Genomic DNA, 14565 nt, shown 5'->3' on the forward strand with positions numbered 1-14565 from the left:
CGGGACGTCCGCTCGGGACGTCCGCCCAGGGCCTCCGCCCGGGACGTCCGCTCACCGGTGGTGCTCAGGGCGCGACGGTCGCCCCGCAGGAGTCGCACACCCGCGTCGCGGGCAGCTCCAGGAAGCAGCTCGGACAGATCGCCGGCGGGCGCGGCGGCGCGGCGACGGCGGCCTTGCGCTCCACCGAGGCCCGCAGGCGCGGGGCCAGGGCGGGCGTGCCGCCGTCGGCGGGCAGGTCGGCGGCGAAGTGCCGGTAGCAGGCCAGGCGGGCGGCGGCCGCGTGCTGCTCGCGGTCCATCTCGGCGGCCACCGGCGGCTGTCCGGCCACCGCCAGCACCTCCTGGTAGCCGGGCCCGACCTTGCCGTCGGTGGCGTGCACCACCAGGGCCGTCAGCGGTGGGTCGCCGCGCCGGTGCGCCTCGCGGATCACCAGGGCCAGCACCTTGCCTATCCAGTGCCGCTGGTTGATCCGGGTGCGCACCCCCGAGGCCTCCTGCACCGCCTCGGCCAGGTCCGGGTAGCTGATCACCGCGTGGTAGCGGCGCGCCACCTCCACCAGGGCCGGGTAGGCCGCCCTGGTCCACACGATGTGCGCCTGGCTGGCGCTGACCGCCGAACCGTCCGACGCCCGCCAGTACGTGTGCTGCTCCGTCATCCGCCCGCCCCTGTCCGTCTTGTCCGTTGTGTACGTGTCCGTCCCCCGCGGGCCCCCGCCGGGAGCGAGGCTACCCGGCCCCGGGGCGGCACCCTCGGGCGGGGCCTCGCCTCGGGCGGGGCTTGACTTCAAGTCCTGTTGAAGTCGTGGAATGGGTGCCGACCGCAGCCGTACGGGCAACCCCGCGGTCGATGCCCCGCCCGTACGGAAACCCGTACCGGGGCCGGGGCCGCCGCCTTCCCGATCGTGCCGACGGCGGCCCCGGCCTCCGGGCTCCCCCGCCCACCCCACCCGGCGCCGCGCCCCGCCTCCCGCGCCTCCCGCCTCGCATGGGCAGGCCGCGCCTGTGAGCCGGAACACGGTTGAGGTTGACCTTGGGTCAGGGTGGAGGCTCCTCCCATCGGGCCCGACGACGACGCGGGCCCCGCGATACGAGGGGGCAGCATGTCCACCACCCACCACTCCACCCACCACTCCACCCACGGCCCGGACCGCCCGGAGCTGCGACGGGCGGTCGAGGAGATCGCCGGATCCGGTTTCCTCGGCGTGCAGGTGCGGGTGAACGACGCGCACGGCGAGTGGGTCGGCACCGCCGGGTCCCGCGAGCTGGGCCGCGAGGAGAGGCCGCCGGCCGACGGGCACTTCCGCGTCGGCAGCGTCACCAAGAGCTTCATCGCGACCTCGGTGCTGATGCTGGTGGCCGAGGGCCGGCTGGCCCTGGACGACCCGGCCGGCGACCACCTGCCCGGGTTCGGGCTGGACCGGCGGATCACGGTGCGGATGCTGCTCCAGCACACCAGCGGGATCTTCAACCACACCGGCGAGCTGGAGGAGGACGGGACGTTCGTGCCGGGGGTCCCGTGGCGGGGCCGGGAGTGGGTGGAGGACCGCTTCCGCACCTACCGGCCCGAGGAGTTGGTGCGGCTGTCGCTGTCCCGGCCGGCGCGGTTCGCGCCGGGGGCGCGCTGGAGCTACGCCAACACCAACTACGTGCTGGCCCGGCTGGTGGTCGAACGGGTCACCGGCCGGCCGTTCGCCGAGGAGCTGCGGCGGCTGGTCCTGGAGCCGCTGGGGCTGACCGGGACGGTGGCCCCGGGCGCCTCGCCGGAGGTGCCCGAGCCGCACGGCCGCAGCTACTACCGCTACGAGGACGCCGGGCGGGAGCGGACGGTCGACGTCACCCGGCACAACCCGTCCTGGGTCTCGGGCGGCGGCGACATGATCTCGACCACCCGGGACCTGCACGTGTACTTCTCCGCGCTGATGGGCGGCCGGCTGCTGCCGCCCGGCCTGCTGGCCGAGATGCGCGCGCCGGAGGCGACGGTCGGCTACGGGCTGGGGATCTTCGCCCAGGCCACGGACACGGGCACCGTCTTCCACCACAACGGCGCCACCATCGGCTCGGCCGCGCTGATGTACGGCTCGCCGGACGGCGGCACCACCCTGACCGCCGGGCTGACCTACGTGGACGACGCCGACGTGTCCGTCGCCGCGGCGTTCCAGAGCGCCCAGCGACGGCTCGTCGACGAGGTGTTCGGCATCGGGCCCGGCCCCACGGCATCCGGTCGTACGGCAGGCTGAACGGATGGCAAACGGAGTCACGATCGGGCAGGCGGCCGCGTACGTCGGCGTCACGGTGAAGACGGTGCGGCACTACCACCGGCAGGGGCTGGTCGAGGAGCCGCTGCGCGACGCCTCCGGCTACCGGCGGTACGGGTCGGGCGAATTGCTGCGGCTGGTGCAGGTCCGGACGCTGGCCGCCGCCGGGGTGCCGCTGGCGGAGGTCGGGCCGCTGCTCGACGCCGACGGCGAGCGGTTCGCCACCGCCCTCGCCGACGTGGAGCGGCGCCTGACCGAGCGGATCACGGAACTGACCGCCCGCCGCGACACCCTGCACCGGCTCGCCGACGGCGACCGGGCCCTGCTGCCCGACCGCGCCTGCGCGGTCCTGGAGCGGATGCCCGGGCTCGGCTTCGGCCCCGACTACGTGGCGGCGCAGCGCGAGGCCCTGGTGCTGGCGCGGGCGCTGGTGCCGGAGGGCTTCGACGGCCTCCTCGCCCAGCTCGAACTGCGCCTGGACGACCCGGGGTTCGTCGAGCTGACCAGACGCGGCCAGGAGGCCGAGGCCTGGGAGCCGGACGATCCGAGGGTCGAGGAGCTCGCCGCCGCCATGGCCGACCACTACCTCGCCAACCCCGCCCTGCTGGGCGACCCGGCCGGCCTGCGCGCCTGGGCCAGGGCCGCCACCCAGTACCGGCTGATCGACCGCCACCGCGACGACCAGGCCCCGGTCTCGGCCCGGCTGACCGCGCTCACCGAGGCCCGGCTGCGCGCCGCCGGCGTCCCGTCCCCGCACCGGTAGCGCCCCCTGCCGCCCGCGGGAAGCCGGGCCGACTTCCCGCGCGGCCCTCCGCCGGTCACCAGCCCGGCCGGGGCTCCGGGGCGATGGTGATCAGCGGGTGGAAGTGGGCGAGTTCGGCGGGCTCGTCGACGGGGCCGCCCTCGGCCTCGATCCAGGCGTGGGCGCGGAACGGGGCGGTGCGCACGCCGGTGCGCCAGGTCGGCCAGGCGCCCCGGGTGCGGCACAACAGGGCTGTGGCGATGGAGCGTTGGAGGCAGCCCTGGCCGGCGCAGCGCATGCTGAGGGCGACCACGGCCTGCCGGGCGGCGAGGGCCTCGGCGCGGTCGGCGGGCCGGGCGCCGCGGCGCAGGGCGAGCATCACCCGGCGGATGCGGGCCGGGGGGAGCCGCTCGATCAGCCGGGCCGCGCCGATCGCCGCGAGGGCGGCGGGCCGGCGGTGCCAGGGCGGGCGGCCGGCGCGGGTGGCGTGGGCGTGCAGGCTCATCCGGCGGTGCCCGCTCCCGTGCCGGCCGGTCCGCCGGCGCTCTGTCCGCCGGTGACCAGTCCGGCGGTGCGCAGGGTCTCGTGCAGCCGGTCGACGTCGGCGCGCGCCCGGTCGGCGGTGACGGGGTGGCGGGCGCTGAGGTCGGCGGCGGTCTCCTCGGCGGTGCGGCCGTCCAGCAGGGAGCGCAGGACGAGCAGTGCGGTGCGGTTGAGCTGGTAGTAGCGGCCGGAGCGCTCGTCGAGCAGGACGGCGCCGTCGTCGGTCGGGGTGAGCGTCACGTCGGGGCGCAGCTGGGCGGGCATCAGGTCCCTCCGGTGGTGGTGGCGGCGTGGTGGCGGCTGCCGTGGGCGCGCAGCCAGTGTTCGCAGGCGAGGGTGGCGTCCAGGGCGGCGTAGGGGGTGCCGGTGGGGTAGAGCCCGAGGCAGGCCTGGCGCAGGGCGTCGGGGTCGATCAGGCCGGCGCGGGCCAGGGCGCTGTCCTCGGTGAGGGCGGCGATTCGGGCGCGGTGGCGGGCGAGGCCCTGGTGGGCGTCGGGGGTGAAGTCGCCCTTGCCGGTGCGGCGCAGGAGGTCGGCGGGGACGTCCGGGGCGAGGGCGGTGGTGAGCAGGGGCTTGTAGGCGAAGGGGGTTCCGCGGGTGGCGGGGTCGGCGGCCAGGCAGGCGTCGAGGACCTGGTCGTCCAGGAAGGGTGTGCTGTACGGGGTGCCGGCGCGGGCGGTGGCGTCGACGAGCTGGCGCATGGCGGAGGCGCTGTGCCGGACCGTGCGCAGGACCTGGTGCTGGGCGTGCTGCGGGGCCAGGGGCCGGGCGCCCCGCAGGGCCTTGAGCTGGTCGCGGACCAGGGCGGCGGCGTGCGGGGTGGCCCAGGGCGGCAGCCGGGGTTCGGTTCCCCAGCCGAGGAGTTGGGTGGTGGGCGGCGCGGGGTGGGTGAGGCGGTCGGCGGCGTGGGCGAGCCAGGCGGGGTAGGGGCGGGGGTCGGCGAGGGCGCCGAGGGCGTCGGGCAGTTTCCAGCGCAGGCGGGCGCGGTGTCCGCGCAGGTGGCGGGCGGCGGTGGCGGGGTGGCGCGGGGCGAGGGTGCGCAGGTAGGCGGGGAGGGCCTGGAGGACTTCGTCGCCGCCTTCGCCGCTGATCCGCAGTCGGGCGCCGCGGGCGGCGAGCAGGCGGGCGACGGCCTCGTCGCGGGCCCTGGTGCGGGTCCAGGCGAACGGTTCGTCGCCCTGGGGGCCGGGGGTGTCGGTGTCGGCGAACATCGCGGGGAGGTCCTCGGCGGGCAGGACGAGCCGGGTGCCGGGCAGGTGGCGGGCGGCGCGGTCGGCCCAGGGGGCGTCCTCGTGGTGGGGGTCGAGGGAGCCGATGGTGACGGTGAGCAGGTCGGCTGGGCCGGTGGCGGCGAGGAAGCACAGGGGGGTGGAGTCGAGGCCGCCGGACAGGTCGGCGGCGACGAGGCCGCCGTCGCGGGTGCGGGCGGCGACGGCGCGGTGCAGGGCGTGGCGCAGGGCCGTCGCGGCTTCGGGGCGGGGTCGTTCGGGGGCGGGCGGCTGCCAGTGGGCGAGGGTGCGGGCGGGGTGGCCGGGGGCGAGCAGGGCGGTGTGGTGCGGTGGCACGGGGGTGATGCCGGGCCACAGGGGCAGGGTGTCGGCGGGGTGCGGCAGGGGGTGGGCGAGGCGCAGGGCGAGGCGTTCGGTGGACGGGGTGAGGCCGGCCGCGGCGGCCAGGACGTCGGCCCGGTCGGCGAGGACGGGGACGCCGTGGACCTCGGCCAGGTGGAGGCGGTGGAGTCCGGACAGCGAGCCGCGGGCGGTGACGGTGCCGTGCACGGTGGCGATCAGGTGGTGGCTGCCGGCCGGGCCGTCGGTGTGGGTGAGGGCGAGGGCGTCGCGCGGGTCGCGGAGGTGTTCGGCGCGGCGGCGCAGCTGGTGGGTGTCGGTGTCGCTGGTGCCGAACACGGCCAGCGCGACCGGTCCGGCCTGGGCGGTGACCGCCTCGTCGGTCGGCCAGTGGCCGAGGATCCAGGGGCGGCCGCTGGGGTGGTGCAGGGCACGGCGCTCGGCCGTGCCCCACACCGCGGCCACCGCGGCTGCTGCGTCGGTGTCCGGCAGGACCACGAACCAGGTCCGCCGGTGGCCGTTCACGGCGCGGTCCTCAGGGGGCGAGGTAGTAGCCGTGGACGTCGGACTGGTTGCCGATGTCGAAGCCCCGGGTGAGGTCCGCGAAGTCGCCGAGTTCGATCATCACCGGGGGCTCGTACACGTCGTCGGTCATGGCAATGTCCTCTCTTGTGCGGGGAGTTGGACACGATCGCCGGCCGGCGGTGCTCCTACTCTTCCTCGTCGGTTCGCCGACGGACAAGCGGCGCCGGGGCCTTCGGCCGGAACCCGACGGCCCGGGCGGGAGTGGCCGCAGGCGCTCGCGGGACTGCTGAGCACCCGGGCGAGCGGGTGGCGGGGGCGGCGGGCGGGAGGCCGGATTCGGCCAGCTCCGGACGAAATGGTGTAGACCTGTCCGCTGCCGGACGGGGCCTCGCCTACGGTCGTCCCATGGCTGACGCATGCTTCGGGCACCCGCGGCTCGCCGCGCTCTACGACCCGCTCGACCCCGACCGCGGCGACCTCGACGCCTACCTGGCGATGGCACGGGAGTTCGGGGCGCGCCGGGTGCTGGACATCGGCTGCGGCACGGGGGTGTTCGCGCTCCTGCTGGCCGGCCGCGGGTTCGAGGTGGTCGGCGTCGATCCCGCCCTGGCCTCCGTGGAGGTCGCACGCGCCAAACCGGGCGCCGGGCGGGTGCGGTGGATCCACGGCGACGCGACGGACCTGCCGCCGCTGCGGGTCGATCTGGCGACGATGACGGCGAACGTCGCCCAGGCGATCGCCGGTCCGCGGGCCTGGCGGGGGACGCTGCGGGGGGCCTTCGCGGCGCTGCGGCCCGGCGGGCGGCTGGTCTTCGAGACCCGCGATCCGGGCGCCCGCGCCTGGGAGGAGTGGACGCGCGAGCGCTCCCACCGGGTGACGGAGGTCCCGGGCGCGGGTGCCGTCGAGAGCTGGGTCGACCTGGTCGGGGTGCGCGGGCCGCTGGTGACGTTCCGGTGGACGTACGTGTTCGCGGCGGACGGGCAGGTGCTGACGTCGGATTCGACGCTGCGCTTCCGGGAACGGGCGGAGGTGGAGCGGGACTTGGCCGCCCACGGCTACGTGCTGGAGGAGGTCCGCGACGCTCCCGACCGGCCCGGGCGGGAGTTCGTCTTCGTGGCCCGGCGCCCCTGACCCCCGCCGCTCCGTATCACCCGCCGCTCCGGGGCGCCGTGCGCGGGAAGTCGGCCGGGCCGACTTCCTGTGCGCGGGCTCGGCGGTTCAGGGGAGCAGGGTCTCCCCGTTCGTCCGGCCTTCCACGGCGGTGACGTAGGAGCGGGCGGCGTCGACGGCGAGGATGCCCGGGGCCGGGTCCCGGCCGAGGAGCTGCAGCGTCTCGGCGATCCAGCCGGGGCTGACGAGGTTGATCCGCAGGTCGCGGGGCAGTTCGGCGGCGGCGTTGCGGACGAAGCCCTCCAGCCCGGTGTTGATGACGGCGCCCAACGATCCACCGACCATCGGGGTGGTGAACGTGCCGCCGGTGAGGGTGATGGAGCCGCCGTCGCGCAGGTGGTGCTGGGCGCGCCGGGCCAGGGCGATCTGGCCCAGCAGCTTGCCCTGCAGCCCGGCGAGGAACTCCTCGTCGGTCGCCGTGGCGAAGTCGACCATCGGGCCCGACACGGCGCAGCAGACGACCGCGTCGAGGTCGGGCAGGCCGGCGAAGAGCGCGTCCAGGGAGTCGGAGTCCTCCAGGTCGACCGTCACCGGGCCGCTGCGCGAGGCCCGTACGACCTGGTGCTCCTTCTCCAGGGCGGTGGCGACAGCGCTGCCGAGTGTGCCGGAGGCTCCGATCACGAGTACCTTCATGCCGTCGATGATCGCATCAAGTGGCCCTCTCAGGAGGACTTTTCGGCAAGGGTGTGGGCGACGAGGGCGTTCGCGTGGCCGTGGCCGATGTTGTGCTCGGTCTTGAGCCAGGCGACGAGCTCCATGTGCCTGGCGAGCGGGGAGGCGCGAATGAGGTCCTTCCACTCCTCGACCGGGCGGCCGTACTTCTTCTCGATGGAGGGGAAATAGGAGGCGGGGCCCTTTACGGCGGGGGCCTTCGCAGCGGTCTCCGCGGTCTTCACGGCGGTCTTCGCAGCAGTCTTCGCAGCGGTCTTCGCGGCGGGGGCGGCGGTCATGGGCGGTTCCTCTCGGGAGGGCGGGAAAGAAGAAGCGGTGCGGTCACGGAGGTAGACCGTGACCGCACCGCGAACTCATCGCCCCACCGGAGTGATTCGCGTCACACCCCGGCGGTGGCCCGGTGGCGGCGCCGGCCGGCGGGCGGGGTGGGGTCGGCGTCCCAGGCGGCGACGGGGTTGCCGAGCCAGCGCCCGCCGCCGGGGACGTTCTCGCCGCGCATGACCAGGGAGGCCGGGCCGACGGTGCTGCCGGCCCCGAGGGAGGCGTTGAGCAGCACGATGGAGTGCGGGCCGGTGGTGGAGCCGGCGGCGAGGTGGACGGGGCCCAGCCGCATGACGCGGTCGTGGAAGAGGTGGGTCTGCAGGACGGTGCCGCGGTTGACGCTGGCGCCGGCCTCGACGGTGACCAGGTCGGTCTCGGGCAGCCAGTGGGTCTCGCACCACACGCCGCGGCCGATGCGGGCGCCGAGGCTGCGCAGCCACACGTTCAGGTAGGGGGTGCCGGTGATGGTGTGGCCGCCGAAGGGCATGGCGAGTTCCTCGACGAAGGTGTCGTAGAGCTCGTTGCGCCACACGAAGGAGGACCACAGGGGGTGTTCGGCGACGCGGAAGCGTCCGACGAGCAGCCACTTGGCGGCGGTGGTGACGGCGCAGGCGATGACGGCGGCGGCGGTGAGCACGAGTCCGGCGGTGCCGAGGGCGACGGCCAGGCCGTAGTCGTCGCGCAGTTCCTGCAGGGCCGCGAGGACGAGGTCGCCGAGCAGGGCGGCGAGGACGATCGGCAGCAGCCGGCAGAGTTCGACGCCGGCGCGCGCCCACATCAGGCGCCGGGGCGGGTTGTAGGTGCGGGCGTCGGCGCCGGTGTCGGCGACGCGGGGCAGCGCGAAGGCGGGGCGGCCGAGCCAGGAGGAGCCTTCGGGGGCGTGGGCGGGGGTGTCGGACAGGACGCCGACGAGGGAGTTGTCGGGCAGGTGGCGGCCGGGGCCGACGATGCCGGAGTTGCCGACGAAGGAGCGGCGTCCGACGTGGGCGGGGCCGAGGCGGAGCCAGCCGCCGCGCAGCTCGTACGGGGCGACGAGGGTGTCGTCGGCGAGGAAGGCGCCGTCGTCGACGCGCATCAGGCCGGGCAGGGCGAGCACGGTGGAGGCTTCGACGCGCCGTCCGACGCGGGCGCCGAGCAGGCGCAGCCACACCGGGGTGAAGAGGCTGGCGTAGAAGGGGAAGAGGGTGCGCCGGGCGGTGTCGCTGAGGCGGCTGACGGCCCAGGCGCAGAAGGCGACGCGGCCGGTGGCGGGGTGGTGGCCGGGGCGCAGCGGGAGGGACAGCAGGCGCACGAGGAGCGCTATGAGGGTGGCGTAGCAGACGACGGTGAGGGCGGCCAGCGGGATGGTGGCGGGCAGGAGCTGGACGAGGGCGCCGAGCAGGGTGGCGTCGCTGTCGATCATCGGGTAGACGATGGCCAGGGCGGGCAGCGCGGCGAGGATCGGGACGAGGCCGAAGAGGGCGAAGGCGGCGCCGTAGGCGAGGTTCCAGCCGCGCGGGGCGGGGGCGGGGGCGGTGGGCCAGTCGGCGGGGGCGGTGGCGTCGGGGCGGGCCGGGGAGCCGGTCCAGTGGGCGCCGGGCGGGACGGCGGTGGTGGCGGTGACGCAGGAGCCGGGGGCGATCTCGGCGCCGGCGCCGATGCGGGCGCCGGGCATGAGGGTGGCGCGGTGGCCGATGCGGGCGCCGTCGCCGATGTCGATGCGGCCGAGGTGGAGGGTGTCGCCGTCGAGCCACCAGCCGGCGAGGTCGGCTTCGGGTTCGACGGAGGCGTGGGCGCCGATGCGGGCGAGGCCGGTGACGGGGGGCAGGGTGTGGAGCTGGACGCCGGGGCCGACGCGGCAGCCCAGGGCGCGGGCGTAGCGGGGGGCCCAGGGGGTGCCGGCGAGGGCGGCGGTGCCGAACATGGCGGTGTAGCGTTCGGCGGCCCACAGGCGCAGGTGGACGTGGCCGCCGCGGGGGTGGCTGCCGGGGCGGATGCGGGCGGTGAGCAGGCGGGCGCCGGCGGCGGCGAGCAGGGTGCGGCCGGGGGCGCTGTAGAGGAGGAGCAGGCCGGCGCCGACGGGCCACCAGGAGCTGTGGGGGGCCCAGGCGAGGTGGCTGCCGGTGAGGTTGTCGAGGGCCATCAGGAGGAGGATCCAGCGCAGTCCGGCGAGCGAGAACATGCCGAGGAGCAGGAGGGTCTGCCACAGGCCGGCGCTGCGGGGGGTGCGGCGCACGGTGCGGCCGCGGACGGCGGAGGAGGCGGCGGCGCCAGCGGCGCTGTCCTCGGGGGCGGCGGCCGGGGCGAGGGTGTCGAGGTGGGCGGCGAGGTCGGCGAGGACGGGGTGGGCGTACAGGTCGGCGACGGAGACGCCGTTGTGCCGGGTGCGCAGTTCGGAGACGAGGCGGGCGGCGGTGAGGCTGGAGCCGCCGAGGGCGAAGAAGTCGTCGTCGGGGCCGGGGGCGGTGCCGAGCAGGCGCTCCCAGTGGGCGGCGAGCCGGCCGGCGGTGCCGTCCAGGGCCCGGGCGGCGGGGGCGGTGCCGGTGGTGGCGAGCGGCCAGGGCAGGGCGTTGCGGTCGACCTTGCCGGAGGTGCGGGTGGGCAGGGAGTCGACGAGGGCGAGGACGGGCACCAGCGGGGCGGGCAGGCGCTCCAGCAGCCGGCGGCGGGCGGTGGCGAGGTCGGGGGTGGTGCCGGGCCGGGCGACGAGGTAGCCGACGAGCAGGTCGGCGCCGGCGGGGGTCCTGCGGACGGCCGCGGCGGCGGCGCGCACGTCGGGCAGGGCCTGGAGGGCGGCGTCGATCTCGCCGAGTTCGATGCGGCGGCCGCCGAGTTTGACCTGGTCGTCGGCGCGGCCGAGGAAGATCAGGCCTTCGGGTTCGTTGCGCACGAGGTCGCCGCTGCGGTAGACGCGGGGCGAGGCGAGGGCGGGGTGGGCGCTGAACTTCTCGGCGTCCTTGGCGGGGTCGAGGTAGCGGGCGGTGCCGACGCCGGTGATGAGCAGTTCGCCGGTCTCGTACCAGGGGACGGGGTGGCCGGCCTGGTCGACGACGGCGATCTCCCAGCCGTCGAGGGGGGCGCCGATGCGCACCGGCTGGCCGGGGAGCATGCGGGCGGCGGTGGCGACGACGGTGGTCTCGGTGGGGCCGTAGGTGTTCCAGAACTCGCGGCCGCCGGTGGCGAGGCGGTCGACGAGTTCGGCGGGGCAGGCCTCGCCGCCGACGATGATCAGGCGGACGGCGTCCAGGCACTCCTGCGGCCACAGGGCGAGCAGGGTGGGGACGGTGGAGACGGCGGTGATGCGCCGGCTGACGAGCCAGGGGCCGAGGTCGGTGCCGGCCTTGACGAGGGAGCGGGGGGCGGGCACCAGGCAGGCGCCGTGGCGCCAGGCGAGCCACATCTCCTCGCAGGAGGCGTCGAAGGCGACGGACAGGCCGGCCAGGACGCGGTCGCCGGGGGCGAGCGGCTGCTGCGGGAGGAAGAGGCGGGCCTCGGCGTCGACGAAGGCGGCGGCGCTGCGGTGGGTGACGGCGACGCCCTTGGGGCGGCCGGTGGTGCCGGAGGTGAAGATGATCCACGCGTCGTCGGCCGGGGCGGGCCAGGCCGGACGGCCCGAGGGGCGGGCGTCGGTGGGGGCGTGCAGGGCGCGCCCGGGGCCGAGGACGGCGCAGACGGCGGCGTCCTGCCAGATCATCTCGGCGCGCTCGTCGGGGTCGTCGGCGTCGACGGGCACGTAGGCGGCGCCGCAGCGCATGACGGCGAGGATCGCGATGTAGAGGTCGGCGGTGCCGGAGGGGATGCGGACCCCGACGCGGTCGCCGCGGCCGATGCCGTGGCCGGCCAGCTGCCCGGCGAGGGTCTCGACCTCGTGCAGCAGGGCGCGGTAGTCGAGGACGGTGTCGCCGGTGTCGAGCGCGGGCGCGCCGGGGTGCGCCTGCGCGGTGGCGGCGATGATGTCGAGCAGGCTGCGGGGGTGGGCGGGCTGGGCCGCCGGCCAGCCCGCCACGGGGCCCGGGTTCGGGCGGTGCAGCGTGCCGGGGCCGGCCGTTTCGTGGCGTGCGTCCATGGATGGGTTCCTTGGCTCCGGGGTCCTGGGGGCGCGTACGGGTATCACGCGGGGTGACGCCTTTGTCACCTGCTGGGTGCGCCCACTCACCATGACTCCGCTGGGAGTCGGCTGGATGCAGTGAGGAATCGATCAAAGAAAATTCTCATCATCGATGCCACGCAAGGGCAGCAACGGTATGAATCGAATGCTATTTCGCTGGTTTCCGATCGTTTTCGCTGGTGAAGAGTAATCGCCGAATACCGGAGCGGTGCGACGGGAGCGAGAAGAGTGATGAACACCATGGCGACCGATTCGCTACCAGTAGTGAAGGGGCCGCTGCCGAATCGGGGGGTTCTGGTCGGATCACTGGCGTGTTCACGGTTTTCACATATTCCTGTGGGAGTCTTTCGCGGCCCACACCGCGGCTCCTTCCTGTGAGCGGGCTGGGCAGCGGCGCGCCCGACTGGGATTCGGCTGGGCGAGACCGGAACCGGGACCGGGACCGTGACGGGCAGGGCGGCGGGGAGAGCGGTACGGAGAGCAGCGGGGAGAGCGGCGGGGAGGTGCTCGTCTGGTACGTGGCGTACGGCTCGAACCTGCACGCCGCCCGCCTCGCCCGCTACCTGCGCGGCGGCCGCCCCGACGGCGGGGCGCAGACCCACCCCGGAAGCCGCGACCCGCGCCCGCCGCGCCGGGCGGTGGCCACCGTACTGCCGGGCGTGCTCTACTTCGCCGACCACTCGCTCACCTGGGGCGGCGGCTCGGCCTTCTACGACCCGGCCCTGCCCGGCGAAGTCCCCTGCCGGGCCTACCTGGTGACGGTCGGTCAGTTCAGCGACATCGCCGCCCAGGAGATGCGCCGCTCCCCCGGCACCGACCTCGACCTCGCCCCGGTGCTCGCCGCCGGGCGCGCCGAACTGGGCCCGGGCCGCTACGAAACCCTGCTGCACGTCGGCGAGTCGGACGGCCACCCGCTGCTGACCTTCACCGCCGCCCGGGGCGTGGCCGGCGCCGAGCTCAACGCCCCCACCCCGCCCTACCTGCGCACCCTGGCGGCGGGCCTGGCCGAGTCCCACGGCTGGGGCCCCTGGCGCACGGCCGGCTACCTCGCCACCCGCCCGGGCGCGGCCGGGCACTGGACACCGGCGGAGGTGGCGGCGCTGCTGCTGTAGGCGCGGCCGTGGCCCGCGCCCCGGCCCCGGGCCCGGCCGCTGTCGGCGGGCGCCGCTACCGTGCCGCCATGACCTACCACCCCACCGCTCCCGCGGATGCCGACTGGGACCGCCAACTCGCCGACGCCTTCGCCGCCTTGCTCGGCCGCCCCCTCGCGGAGTACGACCCAGACGCGGTCTACGCCGCCTGCGTCACCGGCAACCTGCTGTACGAGACCGGCTTCCGGCGCGAGCACGCCTGGGTGCGCCCGGCGGCGCTGCGCGGCGAGGAGCCGTTCGTCTCCCGGCTCCACCTGTTCGACGAGGCCGAGGGGACGCCGGTCTTCGACCCGAGCCGCTCGGTCTTCGAGTTCCGGCCGTCCGACGCCGGGGCGCATCTCCCCGAGGGCTTTACCACCGCCGTCGAGGCCGCCTGCTTCAGCCCCGGACTGCTGCGGGGCGCCGACCTCGCCCCGCTGCTGGAACGGTACGGCGTCGACCTCACCGACCCGGCCCTGGCCGGTACCTGGGAGGTCTACGCTCCCCTGCTCGTCTCCGACGGCACCCTCCTGGACGCCCTGTGCACGGCCTTCGCCACCGGCCGCACCCCCGGGGAGCTGACGCCCTTCACGGCGGAGCCCGAGGAGGAGTGGGAGGAGGAGCTTTCCGTGATCGGGAACCCCGAACTGCGCACCCACCTCGGCTACTTCTGCACCGACGGGGAGACGGGCCTGATGCCCGTGTCCGCCGACACCACGGCCTTCGGCCTGGACGACGAGGGCTGCGAACCGGTCGCGGGGTGGGAGGACGGGCACGGCCAGGTGGAGATCACCGTCATCCGGCTGAGCGACCACGTCGCCGGGCCGCGCCGCTGACCCCGGCCGCCCCGCACGACGGCCCGAACGCGGCGGGGCCGCCCGGTGAACTGCCGGGCGGCCCAGCCGTGTTCGGGTGTTTGGGCGGTGCGGGTGTCAGGCGTGCGGCGTCCAGAAGGCGGTGAGCCGGCCGACGCCGTGCTCGACGGCCTTCCAGCTGCCCTGGAACTCCAGGACCGCGATGGCGGAGGTCGGGAAGCCGGAGCGGTTCATCCGCGCCAGCAGGTCCCCCTCGGCCTCGCCCGCCAGGGCGTCGGCCAGCGCGTGGACGCCGGGGTTGTGGCCGACCAGGACCAGGTCCCGCACCTCGTCGGACTGCTCGTTGAGGAGCGCGATCAGCTCCCCGAGGCTCGCCTCGTACACGCGCTCCTCGGCGACGGTCTTCGGCACCACCGGGAGCTCGGCGGCCGCGAGCCTCCAGGTCTCACGGGTCCGCACGGCGGTGGAGACCAGCGCGAGGTCGGGGGTGATGCCGGCGCCGGCGATCCAGCGTCCGGCCGCCGGCGCGTCCTCGCGGCCCCGCTCGGCGAGCGGGCGCTCGTGGTCGTCCACGTCGGGGTGCTCGGCCTTGGAGTGGCGCAGCACGACGATCCGGCGCGTCGATTCCTCGGACATGGACGTCTCCCTCGGTTCCCGGAACGGGCGGTTCACCCGGACCAAGATCGTAACAGTCCGTACTGACGGTCCATCGGGTGGAACGCGACGGGTGCGCCGCCC

14 protein-coding genes are annotated in these 14565 nt (G+C 75.9%); 5 read left to right on the forward strand and 9 right to left on the reverse strand.

Annotated elements, in window-relative coordinates; genetic code table 11:
- Window positions 1–64 precede the first annotated feature (64 nt).
- Window positions 65–655, reverse strand: a complete 591-nt coding sequence (locus tag ACFRQN_RS23165) for a hypothetical protein (protein WP_234348478.1) — start codon at window positions 653–655, stop codon at window positions 65–67.
- Between the two features lie 444 nt (window positions 656–1099).
- On the opposite strand from ACFRQN_RS23165, the gene ACFRQN_RS23170 reads away from it, so the two are divergent.
- Window positions 1100–2236: a serine hydrolase domain-containing protein gene (locus ACFRQN_RS23170; RefSeq protein WP_380741804.1), complete on the forward strand. Its 1137-nt coding sequence runs from the start codon at window positions 1100–1102 to the stop codon at window positions 2234–2236.
- Between the two features lie 4 nt (window positions 2237–2240).
- Window positions 2241–3017 (forward strand): MerR family transcriptional regulator, encoded by a 777-nt coding sequence (locus ACFRQN_RS23175; RefSeq protein WP_074001095.1) that lies wholly within the window; start codon window positions 2241–2243, stop codon window positions 3015–3017.
- Between the two features lie 55 nt (window positions 3018–3072).
- Here ACFRQN_RS23175 and ACFRQN_RS23180 read toward each other — a convergent pair whose 3' ends face one another.
- Genes ACFRQN_RS23180 through ACFRQN_RS23195 form a run of 4 tightly spaced genes read right to left on the reverse strand, consistent with a single transcriptional unit; the run spans window position 3073 to window position 5762 of the window.
- Window positions 3073–3501: a lasso peptide biosynthesis B2 protein gene (locus ACFRQN_RS23180; RefSeq protein WP_074001096.1), complete on the reverse strand. Its 429-nt coding sequence runs from the start codon at window positions 3499–3501 to the stop codon at window positions 3073–3075.
- Complete coding sequence (locus ACFRQN_RS23185; RefSeq protein WP_380741807.1) at window positions 3498–3803, reverse strand: lasso peptide biosynthesis PqqD family chaperone; 306 nt, start codon at window positions 3801–3803, stop codon at window positions 3498–3500. The genes ACFRQN_RS23180 and ACFRQN_RS23185 overlap by 4 nt, the downstream gene beginning before the upstream one ends.
- Window positions 3803–5632, reverse strand: coding sequence for an asparagine synthase-related protein (locus tag ACFRQN_RS23190; RefSeq protein ID WP_380741809.1), 1830 nt, complete (start codon window positions 5630–5632; stop codon window positions 3803–3805). Before ACFRQN_RS23190 ends, ACFRQN_RS23185 begins: the two co-directional genes overlap by 1 nt.
- A 10-nt stretch (window positions 5633–5642) precedes the next feature.
- Window positions 5643–5762 carry a lasso RiPP family leader peptide-containing protein gene (locus ACFRQN_RS23195; RefSeq protein WP_107086612.1) on the reverse strand — a complete coding sequence of 40 codons (120 nt, stop codon included), beginning with the start codon at window positions 5760–5762 and terminating at the stop codon, window positions 5643–5645.
- A 275-nt stretch (window positions 5763–6037) separates the two neighbouring features.
- On the opposite strand from ACFRQN_RS23195, the gene ACFRQN_RS23200 reads away from it, so the two are divergent.
- The gene (locus tag ACFRQN_RS23200) at window positions 6038–6763 is read left to right on the forward strand and encodes a class I SAM-dependent methyltransferase (protein WP_380741812.1); all 726 of its coding nucleotides are present in this window, start codon (window positions 6038–6040) and stop codon (window positions 6761–6763) included.
- 87 nt (window positions 6764–6850) lie between these two features.
- Here ACFRQN_RS23200 and ACFRQN_RS23205 read toward each other — a convergent pair whose 3' ends face one another.
- The 3 genes from ACFRQN_RS23205 to ACFRQN_RS23215 all read right to left on the reverse strand — a co-directional run bounded on the left by ACFRQN_RS23205 (window position 6851) and on the right by ACFRQN_RS23215 (window position 11840).
- A complete protein-coding gene (locus tag ACFRQN_RS23205; protein ID WP_049658590.1) occupies window positions 6851–7435 on the reverse strand; it encodes a short chain dehydrogenase in 585 nt (194 codons plus the stop codon).
- A gap of 29 nt (window positions 7436–7464) precedes the next feature.
- Entirely contained in the window at window positions 7465–7698 is a 234-nt protein-coding gene (locus ACFRQN_RS23210) for a DUF4287 domain-containing protein (RefSeq protein WP_049658600.1), read from the reverse strand.
- 155 nt (window positions 7699–7853) lie between these two features.
- On the reverse strand, window positions 7854–11840 hold the full coding sequence (locus ACFRQN_RS23215) for a Pls/PosA family non-ribosomal peptide synthetase (protein WP_380741814.1): 3987 nt from the start codon (window positions 11838–11840) through the stop codon (window positions 7854–7856).
- A 545-nt stretch (window positions 11841–12385) separates the two neighbouring features.
- On the opposite strand from ACFRQN_RS23215, the gene ACFRQN_RS23220 reads away from it, so the two are divergent.
- Both ACFRQN_RS23220 and ACFRQN_RS23225 read left to right on the forward strand, forming a co-directional pair.
- Window positions 12386–12994, forward strand: coding sequence for a histone deacetylase (locus ACFRQN_RS23220; RefSeq protein ID WP_380741816.1), 609 nt, complete (start codon window positions 12386–12388; stop codon window positions 12992–12994).
- A 68-nt stretch (window positions 12995–13062) separates the two neighbouring features.
- Window positions 13063–13848, forward strand: a complete 786-nt coding sequence (locus ACFRQN_RS23225; protein WP_380741818.1) for a hypothetical protein — start codon at window positions 13063–13065, stop codon at window positions 13846–13848.
- Window positions 13849–13944: 96 nt separating this feature from the next.
- On the opposite strand, the gene ACFRQN_RS23230 is transcribed toward ACFRQN_RS23225, so the two are convergent.
- A complete protein-coding gene (locus tag ACFRQN_RS23230) occupies window positions 13945–14463 on the reverse strand; it encodes a SixA phosphatase family protein (RefSeq protein WP_380741820.1) in 519 nt (172 codons plus the stop codon).
- Window positions 14464–14565 lie beyond the last annotated feature (102 nt).

It is taken from the genome of Kitasatospora sp. NPDC056800, assembly GCF_042789775.1.
Taxonomy (GTDB): domain Bacteria; phylum Actinomycetota; class Actinomycetes; order Streptomycetales; family Streptomycetaceae; genus Kitasatospora.

Excerpts from the sequence above, each read along its gene's own strand:
- ACFRQN_RS23230 (WP_380741820.1), bottom strand. The coding sequence starts at position 14,463 with ATGTCCGAGGAATCGACGCGCCGGATCGTCGTGCTGCGCCACTCCAAG.
- ACFRQN_RS23200 (WP_380741812.1), top strand. The coding sequence starts at position 6,038 with ATGGCTGACGCATGCTTCGGGCACCCGCGGCTCGCCGCGCTCTACGAC.
- ACFRQN_RS23195 (WP_107086612.1), bottom strand. The coding sequence starts at position 5,762 with ATGACCGACGACGTGTACGAGCCCCCGGTGATGATCGAACTCGGCGAC.
- ACFRQN_RS23215 (WP_380741814.1), bottom strand. The coding sequence starts at position 11,840 with ATGGACGCACGCCACGAAACGGCCGGCCCCGGCACGCTGCACCGCCCG.
- ACFRQN_RS23205 (WP_049658590.1), bottom strand. The coding sequence starts at position 7,435 with ATGAAGGTACTCGTGATCGGAGCCTCCGGCACACTCGGCAGCGCTGTC.
- ACFRQN_RS23180 (WP_074001096.1), bottom strand. The coding sequence starts at position 3,501 with ATGAGCCTGCACGCCCACGCCACCCGCGCCGGCCGCCCGCCCTGGCAC.
- ACFRQN_RS23185 (WP_380741807.1), bottom strand. The coding sequence starts at position 3,803 with ATGCCCGCCCAGCTGCGCCCCGACGTGACGCTCACCCCGACCGACGAC.
- ACFRQN_RS23175 (WP_074001095.1), top strand. The coding sequence starts at position 2,241 with ATGGCAAACGGAGTCACGATCGGGCAGGCGGCCGCGTACGTCGGCGTC.
- ACFRQN_RS23225 (WP_380741818.1), top strand. The coding sequence starts at position 13,063 with ATGACCTACCACCCCACCGCTCCCGCGGATGCCGACTGGGACCGCCAA.
- ACFRQN_RS23170 (WP_380741804.1), top strand. The coding sequence starts at position 1,100 with ATGTCCACCACCCACCACTCCACCCACCACTCCACCCACGGCCCGGAC.
- ACFRQN_RS23165 (WP_234348478.1), bottom strand. The coding sequence starts at position 655 with ATGACGGAGCAGCACACGTACTGGCGGGCGTCGGACGGTTCGGCGGTC.